The following is a 10467-nucleotide window of genomic DNA, read 5'->3' as shown; positions in this document are numbered from 1 at the left end:
TTACCGAAAGTCGGTCAAGCGATTGAAAAATATCCGTTGTTAACGGAAATGGGTGCTACGGCGATTGCAAATATCGGGTATCAGCTGTCTCAGGACAGACCTTATGATCCTTATGACCTTCTTAAAGCTGAAATGTCGGCTGTTTTTGTTAGAGACAAGAAGCTATTACAGCAAGCTTACATTAATGTCGGTTTAAATGTACTCGCTACGGATAATGTTAATGACTATGGCTGGAGTGTAATAACTGGTGTAACTGGAACCGTTGTAGCACATGGAGCAGCGAAAGCACAGACTCAATTACCATTAAATAAAATTATTTCTCCTGTAACATCTAATTACATCGGAGAATATGGAGGTGATAGTGTTCTTTTAAAAGAAAAAATTAAGCAGTGGGAGGCTAAGTATGGTAAGTAACTTCCTTAAACGAGTAATAATATTATTTATATCATTGTACTTAGGGCTTATTCTTTGTCGAGATGTTCTTTTTACTATATATGCATATATAAAATTTGGTGAATATTATTGGAATAATTCTGCATTTATGGATGCATTAAAAGCCACATTGCCGTTATTTTTACCGTTAGCAATATTAGATTTAATATATACTTTAGCTAAAAGAAAAATAAAAAAGTAGCGTCAGCATAGAGAGTGCGGTCGCTATCGGCAAAGGCCGGGAAAACAGCGACACGGTGACCCAGGTGAACACGCATATTAAGGGCGACAGGGTAAGCCTTCGTTCTCAACAGAACACTGAATTACGTGGTGCAGTGGTGAATGCGAACAAACTGAATGCGGACATCGGCGGCAACCTTACCATCGAAAGCCCCTTGATAGCGCGCGTCTCCCGACGCGTGCTTTTAACACCAGTCTGTTGTAGTAACTTCATTAGAGCACGCGTCGGGAGACGCGCGCTATCATAGGTTTTTTTACACAACGAAGGCGCCCTACAGATAGCTTCCGAAGGGGACATTCGTGTTCAGGCAAGTAGAAGCCTGGAACGGATAGCCAGCGGTTCGACCAGCAAATCGAAAGGCGAGTTAAGCCATAGTCGAACCATTAAAAAACACGAACATGATTATGATTTAGCGCAGGGTTCGCAGTTGGATGCGGACCGTATTGAAATTTCTTCCGCACAGGGCAATGTGACGATTGCGGGCAGCGATGTGGTGGCGAAGCATGATTTGAGTGTTCAAGCGAAAGATATTGCCGTTACCGCCGACACGAATCATGTTTATGAAGAAAATTATGAATACACTAAAAAATCCGGCGTATTCGGCACGGGCGGTATAGGCGTGACTATCGGCTCCAGAACGGAAAAACACAATTACGCCAGCGAAGGTTGGACACAATCCGATGCCCGAGCGGTGGTGGGCAGTTTGAACGGCGATATTCACATTCAGGCAGAAAATCATGCACAAGTCTTGGGAACGGATATTATCGCGGCAGATAACCGCACGATTGACATTCAAGGCCAATCGCTGAATATCGAAGCGGGTAAAGATGTGATTCACACCTCCGAGCAGCACGAATACAAACAATCGGGGCTGACGGTGGCCTTTAGTTCGCCGGTGACGGATATGGCGGTGGCGGCGGTGCATACGGTGGAAGCGGCGAAGCGGGCAGAGAATCCGCGTTTGCGGGCGTTATATGCGCTGAAAGCGGCACAACAGGCGAAATTGGCGGAAATGGCATTTGACGGCAGTGCGGCGGCAGGCGTGTTAAACGGTACGACATCAAACGGTAGTAGCTGAAATAGCGATGTTAAAATTTCGCTCAGCGTGAGTTCAAGTAAGTCTATGGAAATTATGGGCGACTGATCTGCCCCAAAAGTTGGACAGGTTAGTTAAATACTGAGCTCTGTATTGTGCAGGTCTCAGGTCTTTTAAATCCGTATTTGTAATACATCTAATATTCTTCAATGCCGGCTTGCAATTTGACTATCGATGAATAATGCCGATGATAAAAACATTCCGATTTCAAAATTGCAAAAAAGCTTTCAATTACCGCATTATCATAGCAATTTTCGCGTCGGCTCATGCTTTGTTTCGTCTTGCCTTCTAATATTTTTACTCCATTCTTTGTGCCATTAAAGTACACCCTGGTCGGTGTAAATAATTGGCTAATCCGTCGGTTCCGGCAGGTCAATTTCCGTCTTTTTTATGTTGGCCTGTGACTTTCGTTAGTTTATCAGGTCGGGCATCCGGCGATTTTCCCCATTTATCCCTCTTTCGCGAAAGGCTTTTAGCCTGGCGATGACCACCGAATGCGAAGTACCGTGGCGTTCTGCCCCTCAAATTAAGTGTCCGGTTTCGGGGCGGATCAAAGTGCGGTCAAAATTTCGAACGTTTTTTGATAGGAAAAAACGAGCTGAAAATTGACCGCACTTTTCCGAATTATGGTTATAGTCGAAACGGTTCAGGATTATCAAAATGGCACAAATCTCATTTTTATTAAAAAATATTTTATTATTTTGCAATTTATTTAGATGAATTATAATTAAATTAGCTTTTTTGGTAAATTTATTTCACTAAAAATTGATTTTCTGTGATTTTTATTCAAACTGTATTTCAATTTAAAACTAAAACTAAGGATAAGTTATGTGTGGGTTTATGTTTTCATCGGCCAAGCAATTAACCGCGGAATTGCAACAAGGCTTTGATTCGCTTATTCATCGCGGTCCCGATCATCAAAGTTTAACGGTGGAACCAAACGGAATTTGGGGATTTCACCGCTTGTCCATTATGGATTTAAGCAGCAACGGCAATCAACCTTTTCAACACGACGGGATTCAATTGATTTGCAACGGCGAGGTGTATAACTACGAGCAATTGAAAGCCATGCTGCAAAGTTCTTATGCTTTTCATTCCGGCAGCGATTGTGAAGTGCTGATTCCGTTATATCAGCGCGTCGGGTTTGAAATTATGATGAAAATGCTGGATGCGGAATTCGCCGTAGTGTTGGTGGACGGCGGTGAAATCTGGGCGGGACGCGATCCTATCGGCATTCGTCCGATGTTCTACGGTTATGATCAGCAGGGTTGCATTGCCTTTGCTTCGGAAGCTAAAGCGTTAGTGCCGTTTTGTCGTGAAGTGGCGCCGTTTCCGCCGGGACATTATTATCACGACGGTAAATTCGTTTGTTATAACGATATCGCCGATCCGAAAACCGTATCGGAGCAGGACGTGGAAACCATTGCGCAAAATCTGCGGGCAAAATTGGAAGCCGGCGTGATTAAACGTTTAACGGCGGATGCGCCGTTGGGTTTTCTGTTAAGCGGCGGCTTGGATTCTTCGTTGGTTTGCGCCATTGCGCAGAAACATTCCGATAAACCGATTAAAACCTTTGCGGTGGGCATGGATACTGATCCCATTGATCTGAAATATGCCAAAGAAGTGGCGGATTTTTTAGGCGCGGAACATACCGAAGTGATAATGACCAAAGACGATGTGCTGGCGGCGCTTGAAAAAGTGATTTGGCATTTGGAAACCTGGGATATTACCACCGTACGCGCCAGTATCGGCATGTATTTGGTGTGCCAATATATCCGTGAAAATACCGATCTGAAAGTGTTATTGACCGGCGAAGTGAGCGATGAAATTTTCGGTTACAAATACACCGATTTTGCGCCGAGTGCGGCGGCGTTTCAGCAGGAAGCGCAAAAGCGCATTCGCGAGTTATATATGTATGACGTGTTGCGCGCCGATCGTTGCCTTGCCGCCAACTCATTGGAAGCGCGCGTGCCTTTCGGCGACATTGATTTTGTGGATTACGCCATGCGCATTAACCCGGAACGCAAAATGAACCGCTATAACAAAGGTAAGTTCTTATTGCGTAAGGCATTTGAAGGGGCGGATTATTTACCCGACAGCATTCTTTACCGCGAAAAAGCCGCCTTCAGCGACGCCGTAGGGCATTCCATGGTGGATCATCTGAAAGCTTACGCACAGGCGCAATATTCCGATGAAGAACTGGCGCAGGCGAAGGATAAATATCCGTACGCCACGCCGTTTACCAAAGAATCTTTGCTGTATCGCGATATCTTTGAGAAATTCTATCCGGGCCGGGCGCATTGGATCAAAGACTTCTGGATGCCGAACAAAGCATGGGAAGGCTGCAACGTAAACGATCCGAGCGCGCGCGTGTTGGGCAACTACGGCGACAGCGGCAAATAATTTATTTTTATCACGAAAAGTGCGGGCAAAATTTTAAACGTTTTTTCACCGCACTTTTCATCAAACGCAATTTTACTTTTACTCTATTTTGCAGGAAGACAATTATGACAATGCTCTATGATCGTTCCTTGGAACGTGAAAATTGCGGCTTCGGGCTTATCGCCAATATTGACGGCGTACAAAGCCATAAAGTCGTACGCAATGCGATTTTAGGCTTATCCCGAATGCAGCATCGCGGCGCGATTTTAGCGGACGGTAAAACCGGCGACGGCTGCGGTTTATCGTTACAAATGCCGGAAAGTTTTTTCCGTACCATCGCCGCGGAACAGGGTTTTTCGCTGGCCGCCAATTTCGGCGTGGGACAAATTTTTTTACCGCAAGACGAAAAACTGGCGAAAGCCTATATTCAGATTATCAATGAAGAAATTACCGAAGAGACTTTAGGTATCGCCTATTGGCGCGACGTACCGATTAATGCGGCGGTGTTGGGTTCGATTGCGCTGGCGGATATGCCGGTGATCAAACAGGTGTTTATCAACGCGCCGAGCGGTTGGCGGGTGCAGGATTTGCAGCGTCGTTTGTTTATTGCCCGTCGTCGTATCGAGAAGCGTATCGATCATCCCGATTTTTATATTTGTAGCTTTTCCAATCAAACTATTATTTACAAAGGCTTGTGCATGCCGAAGGATTTGCCGAAGTTTTATCTGGATTTGGCGGATCTGCGCATGCAATCGGCGATTTGCCTGTTTCATCAGCGTTTTTCCACCAACACTCAACCGCGTTGGAAATTAGCGCAGCCGTTTCGTTATTTGGCGCATAACGGTGAAATCAATACCATTTCCGGCAACCGCGCATGGGCAAGAGCGCGGGCTTATAAATATCGTACGCCGCTGATTCCCGATTTACAGCGCGCCGCACCTTTTGTGGACGAAAGCGGTTCGGATTCCGGTTCGCTGGACAATATGCTGGAACTGTTTGTGTGCGGCGGCATGGATTTATTCCGCGCCATGCGCTTATTGGTTCCGCCCGCATGGCAGCATAACCCGGATATGGGCGATGATTTACGCGCTTTCTATGATTTCAATTCCATGCACATGGAACCTTGGGACGGTCCGGCGGGAATCGTGCTGTCCGACGGACGTTATGCGGCTTGTAACTTGGATCGCAACGGTTTGCGCCCGGCGCGTTACGTGATTACCGAAGATCGGCTGATTACCGTGGCGTCCGAAGTCGGCATTTGGAATTACGCTCCCGACGAAGTGGTGGAAAAGGGCCGCGTCGGGCCGGGACAGTTACTGGTGATCGATACGCAGCAAGGTAAACTTTTGCATTCCGATGAAATCGATAAAGAAGTGCAGGCGCGCCATCCTTATCGCGCATGGCTGGATAAAAACGTACGCCGTTTAATTCCTTTCGAGCAATTACCGGAAAATGAAATCGGCGAAGCGGCGATGGATGCGGATACCTTAAAAATATACCAGAAGCAGTTTTTATATGATCAGGAAGAGCTGGAAAGCATCTTGCGCGTGCTGGGCGAAAACGGCCAGGAAGCCGTCGGCTCAATGGGCGACGACACGCCTTTTGCGGTGCTGAGCGAACGTCCGCGCGTGCTGTTCGATTATTTCCGCCAATATTTCGCACAAGTGACTAATCCGCCTATCGACCCGTTGCGCGAAGCGCACGTAATGTCGCTTTCCACCAGCATCGGCCGTGAAATGAGCGTATTTTTCGAAGCGGAAGGCATGTCTCATCGAGTGAATTTTAAATCGCCGATTCTGCTTTATTCCGATATGCAGCAAATTTTACGTTTGCCGGCGGAACATTATAAACACAGCCTGTTGGACGCCGTTTATAACCCCAATGAAATGAATCTTAAACAGGCGATAGAAAATCTGTGCGAACAGGCGAAAAGTGCGGTCAAAAACGGCACAGTTTTATTGGTGATTTCCGATCGCAACATCGCCGCCGATCGTCAACCGATTCCGAGCGCGCTGGCGGTGGGCGCGTTGCAGAATTGTCTGGTAGAAGCGAATTTGCGTTGCGATACCAATATTATCGTTGAAACCGCCGAAGCGCGTAATCCGCACCATTTCGCCGTTTTAATCGGTTTAGGGGCGACGGCGGTTTATCCGTATCTGGCGTATGAAAGCCTGGCGCACATGGTGCAAGCCGGCGCCATTGACAAACCGTTGCGGGTGGTGATGGCGAATTTCCGCAACGGCATCAATAAAGGGCTGTACAAAATTATGTCGAAAATGGGGATTTCCACCATTTCTTCCTATCGTTGTGCGCGCCTGTTCGAATTGGTGGGGATGAATTCCGAGGTAACCGCGCTTTGTTTTCCGGGCATAACCAGTCGTATCGAAGGCGCCTGTTTCGATGATTTGCATCAACAAATCGGCATGACGCGTCAACGCGCCTGGCGACGCAGTCAGGACTTGGAAATGGGCGGTTATCTGAAATTTAAACCGCAGGGAGAATATCACGCTTACAATCCGCAAGTGGTCAATACGTTACAGGCTGCGGTGAATTCGGGAGAATATGAAAACTATAAACGGTATCGCGATGCGGTGAATAACCGACCGGTGACGACTATCCGCGATATGTTGCGTCTGAAAACCGAAAATACTCAACCGATAGACGTGAACAAGGTGGAACCGGCGGAAAATCTGTATAAACGTTTTGACAGCGCGGCGATGTCCATCGGGGCGTTGAGCCCTGAAGCGCACGAAGCGCTGGCGACGGCGATGAACCGTTTGGGCGGTTATTCCAACTCCGGTGAAGGCGGAGAGGATCCGAAACGCTACGGCACGGAAAAAGTCTCCAAAATTAAACAGGTGGCTTCCGGTCGTTTCGGCGTGACGCCGGCCTATTTAATGAGCGCGGAAGTGATTCAAATTAAAGTGGCGCAGGGCGCAAAACCGGGCGAAGGCGGTCAGTTGCTGGGGGATAAAGTTACGCCTTATATCGCCCAATTACGCTATGCGGTGCCGGGTTCCACCCTGATTTCACCGCCGCCGCATCATGATATTTATTCCATTGAAGATTTAGCGCAATTGATCTTCGATTTGAAACAGATCAATCCGAAAGCGTTGATTTCGGTGAAATTGGTGTCTTTACCGGGCGTGGGCACCATCGCCACCGGCGTCGCGAAAGCCTATGCGGATTTAATTACCATTGCCGGTTATGACGGCGGCACCGGCGCCAGCCCGTTATCCAGTGTGAAATATGCCGGATCGCCGTGGGAACTCGGATTAGCCGAGGCGCAGCAGGCTTTGGTCGAAAATAATCTGCGCCATAAAGTGCGTTTGCAGGTGGACGGCGGATTAAAAACCGGCCTGGATATTGTGAAAGCGGCGATTTTAGGCGCGGAAAGTTTCGGTTTCGGTACCGGACCGATGGTGGCGTTAGGTTGTCGTTATCTGCGGATTTGTCACCTAAACAACTGCGCAACCGGTATTGCTACGCAGGATGAAACCTTACGCGGCAAGCATTATCACGGTTTGCCCGAGAAAGTGATGAACTTCTTTAAATTTATCGCACAGGACGTGCGTGAGATTTTAGCGCAGCTTGGCGCGGAAAAACTGACGGATCTTATCGGTCGTACGGATTTATTGGAAATTATCGACGGTCGCAGCGGTAAACAACGCGGTCTGGATTTAACCAAATTGCTTTATTCGCCTATCGTCCCGCAAGGCAGCGCGCCTTATTGTACGCAAAATAATGCGCCTTTTGATAAAGGGCTGTTGAATAAGGCGATTGTTGAACAGGCGCAGGAAGCCTTGCAGAACGGGCTTTGCTGTGAAATGGATTTGGATATCAGCAATGTGGATCGCTCCGTCGGCGCCACATTATCGGGCATTATCGCGCAGCGTTACGGCAATCGCGGCAATCCGCTACAAACGTTTAACATTAATCTGACCGGCACCGCAGGACAAAGTTTCGGCGTCTGGCTGGCGGGCGGCGTGCAGCTGAATTTGACGGGCGACGCTAACGATTACGTGGGCAAAGGCATGGCGGGCGGCCGTATCGTGATTAAACCGCACAACGGCGTATCCTTTAAAGCGGAAGAAGCGACCATTGCCGGTAATACCTGTCTGTACGGCGCCACGGGCGGCGAGTTGTTCTTATCCGGCCGCGCCGGCGAGCGTTTTGCCGTGCGGAATTCGGGCGCATTGGCGGTAGTGGAAGGCATCGGCGATAACGGTTGCGAATATATGACCGGCGGCGTAGTGACCGTTCTCGGTAAAACCGGAATTAACTTCGGCGCGGGCATGACCGGCGGTTTTGCTTATGTGCTGGACGTGGACGGCAAATTCCGCAGCCGCATTAACGGCGAATTGGTCAAAGGTCTGAGTATTGTCGAATTAGCCACTCATCAGGAACACTTGCGCGGTCTTATCGCCCGCCATGTGGAATTAACCCACAGCCGTATCGGCGAACAAATTCTCAGTCATTGGGATCGTTATGTGGAGAAATTCGTGTTAGTCAAACCGAAAGCCAATGAAGTTGACGCTTTGCTCGGACATAAACGCCGCAGCGTCAGTGAATTGCGCGAAGTGACGCAATAAGAAGCCAGAAAAAAACCTAACAAAAATCGCCCGCACTTTTAGGGTTGAAGTGCGAAGTGACGAAACGGAAGATCAGAATTGAAGGAAGAAAAAATGGGTCGTGGAAATGTTTATCAGTTTATCGATTTGCCGCGCGTGGATCCGCCGAAAATCCCGCTAAATACAAGAAAAACCGAGTTTATCGAAATTTACCAAATGTTCACCGAAGCGCAGGCGCAATCGCAGGCGGATCGTTGTTTGGCATGCGGCAATCCTTATTGTCAGAATAAGTGTCCGTTACATAACAATATCCCCAACTGGCTGCGGCTTGCCAATGAAGGGCGTATTATCGAAGCGGCGGAATTGGCGCATTCCACCAACAGCCTGCCGGAAGTCTGCGGACGAGTGTGCCCGCAGGATCGTTTATGCGAAGGTGATTGCACGCTGAACGCCGAATTCGGCGCGGTCACCATCGGCAACGTGGAAAAATATATCACCGAAAAGGCCTTCGCCATGGGCTGGAAACCGAGCGTAAAAAATATTCCGAAAAGCGGCAAAAAAGTGGCGGTGATCGGCGCCGGTCCGGCGGGTTTGGGCTGTGCCGATGTGTTGATCCGCAACGGCGTGGATGTGACCGTTTATGAACGCCAGCAGGAAATCGGCGGTTTGCTCACCTTCGGTATTCCGGCGTTCAAACTGGAAAAAAGCGTCATGAGCAAACGGCGCGAGATTTTTAGCGAAATGGGCGTGAAGTTCGAATTGGGTGCGGAAATCGGTAAAAATGTGCTTTTGGATGAATTGGTGGAGCGGTACGATGCCGTTTTTCTCGGCGTGGGAACTTATCGCGGCATGCAAGCGGATATTCCGAACGAAGAAGCGCAAGGCGTATATTCCGCTTTACCGTTTTTGATCGGCAATACGCAGCACTTGCTCGGTTTCAGTGCGCCCGATTATGTCAGCATGGAAGGCAAACGGGTGGTGGTGCTCGGCGGCGGCGATACGGCGATGGACTGCGTGCGGACGGCCGCTCGTCAGAATGCCGCGGAGGTGACTTGCGTTTACCGTCGCGATGCCGCCAATATGCCGGGTTCGAAAAAAGAATATCACAATGCCAAAGAAGAAGGCGTCGAGTTTCGGTTTAATGCGCAACCTATTGAAATTGAAACGGACGCGCTGGGCAAAGTGAGCGGTATTAAAATCGTCAAAACCCGAATGGGCGAAGCGGACGCTAACGGTCGGCGCAGAGCGGAAGTAATTGAAGGAAGTGAAGAAATCATTCCTTGTGATGCGGTTATCGTCGCTTTCGGTTTCGCTCCGCACCCGATGCCGTGGTTGACGTCCGTCGGCGTAACAACGGATAAACGGGGCCGTATCGAGAGCAACGGCGGGTTGAAACAACAAACTGCCAATCCGAAAATTTTTGCCGGCGGCGATGTTACCCGCGGTTCGGATTTAGTTGTCACCGCAATCGCAGAAGGACGCGAAGCGGCGCAGAGTATCATGGAATTTCTAGCGGTATAAAATCGGCCGCTGGCAATAAATAAAACGCTGAAAACGGACGGTTTCAGCGTTTTTTTATATTTTTTTGTTAAAAGTGCGGGCGATTTTTGACGAGTTTTTTCTTCACATAAAAAGCGCGGGAATTTCCCACTCTTTTTAATTCATCATGCCGGATTAGGCATAATACAACTCGAATTCCACCGGATGCGGCGTCATGTTAACGCGCGCCACTTCTTTACGTTTGA

General features: G+C 48.6%; 7 protein-coding genes. 6 read left to right on the top strand and 1 reads right to left on the bottom strand.

Annotated elements, in window-relative coordinates; genetic code table 11:
• From P7M01_RS10350 to P7M01_RS10345, 3 genes are all read left to right on the top strand, one after another.
• On the top strand, positions 1 to 414 hold a 414-nt coding region (locus tag P7M01_RS10350; protein ID WP_317486341.1), incomplete at its 5' end, for a hypothetical protein.
• 227 nt (positions 415 to 641) lie between these two features.
• Entirely contained in the window at positions 642 to 920 is a 279-nt protein-coding gene (locus tag P7M01_RS10390; protein WP_394853442.1) for a hemagglutinin repeat-containing protein, read from the top strand.
• 30 nt (positions 921 to 950) lie between these two features.
• Positions 951 to 1751 carry a hemagglutinin repeat-containing protein gene (locus tag P7M01_RS10345; RefSeq protein WP_317483566.1) on the top strand — a complete coding sequence of 267 codons (801 nt, stop codon included), beginning with the start codon at positions 951 to 953 and terminating at the stop codon, positions 1749 to 1751.
• Between the two features lie 154 nt (positions 1752 to 1905).
• Here P7M01_RS10345 and P7M01_RS10340 read toward each other — a convergent pair whose 3' ends face one another.
• Positions 1906 to 2037, bottom strand: coding sequence for an IS3 family transposase (locus tag P7M01_RS10340; RefSeq protein ID WP_202936404.1), 132 nt, complete (start codon positions 2035 to 2037; stop codon positions 1906 to 1908).
• A 560-nt stretch (positions 2038 to 2597) separates the two neighbouring features.
• Between P7M01_RS10340 and asnB the strand changes: the two genes are divergently transcribed.
• From asnB to P7M01_RS10325, 3 genes are all read left to right on the top strand, one after another.
• The gene (gene asnB, locus P7M01_RS10335) at positions 2598 to 4172 is read left to right on the top strand and encodes an asparagine synthase B (protein WP_317483564.1); all 1575 of its coding nucleotides are present in this window, start codon (positions 2598 to 2600) and stop codon (positions 4170 to 4172) included.
• A gap of 104 nt (positions 4173 to 4276) precedes the next feature.
• Complete coding sequence (gltB, locus tag P7M01_RS10330; protein WP_317483563.1) at positions 4277 to 8743, top strand: glutamate synthase large subunit; 4467 nt, start codon at positions 4277 to 4279, stop codon at positions 8741 to 8743.
• Between the two features lie 93 nt (positions 8744 to 8836).
• A complete protein-coding gene (locus P7M01_RS10325) occupies positions 8837 to 10243 on the top strand; it encodes an FAD-dependent oxidoreductase (RefSeq protein WP_317483562.1) in 1407 nt (468 codons plus the stop codon).
• The last annotated feature ends 224 nt before the right edge of the window (positions 10244 to 10467 follow it).

It is taken from the genome of Exercitatus varius (assembly GCF_029577735.1).
GTDB lineage: Bacteria > Pseudomonadota > Gammaproteobacteria > Enterobacterales > Pasteurellaceae > Exercitatus > Exercitatus varius.
Note: the sequence above shows the minus strand (reverse complement) of the source record. Positions and strands in the feature narration are given on the sequence as shown.

Excerpts from the sequence above, each read along its gene's own strand:
- P7M01_RS10325 (WP_317483562.1), top strand. The coding sequence starts at position 8,837 with ATGGGTCGTGGAAATGTTTATCAGTTTATCGATTTGCCGCGCGTGGAT.
- gltB (WP_317483563.1), top strand. The coding sequence starts at position 4,277 with ATGACAATGCTCTATGATCGTTCCTTGGAACGTGAAAATTGCGGCTTC.
- P7M01_RS10340 (WP_202936404.1), bottom strand. The coding sequence starts at position 2,037 with ATGAGCCGACGCGAAAATTGCTATGATAATGCGGTAATTGAAAGCTTT.
- asnB (WP_317483564.1), top strand. The coding sequence starts at position 2,598 with ATGTGTGGGTTTATGTTTTCATCGGCCAAGCAATTAACCGCGGAATTG.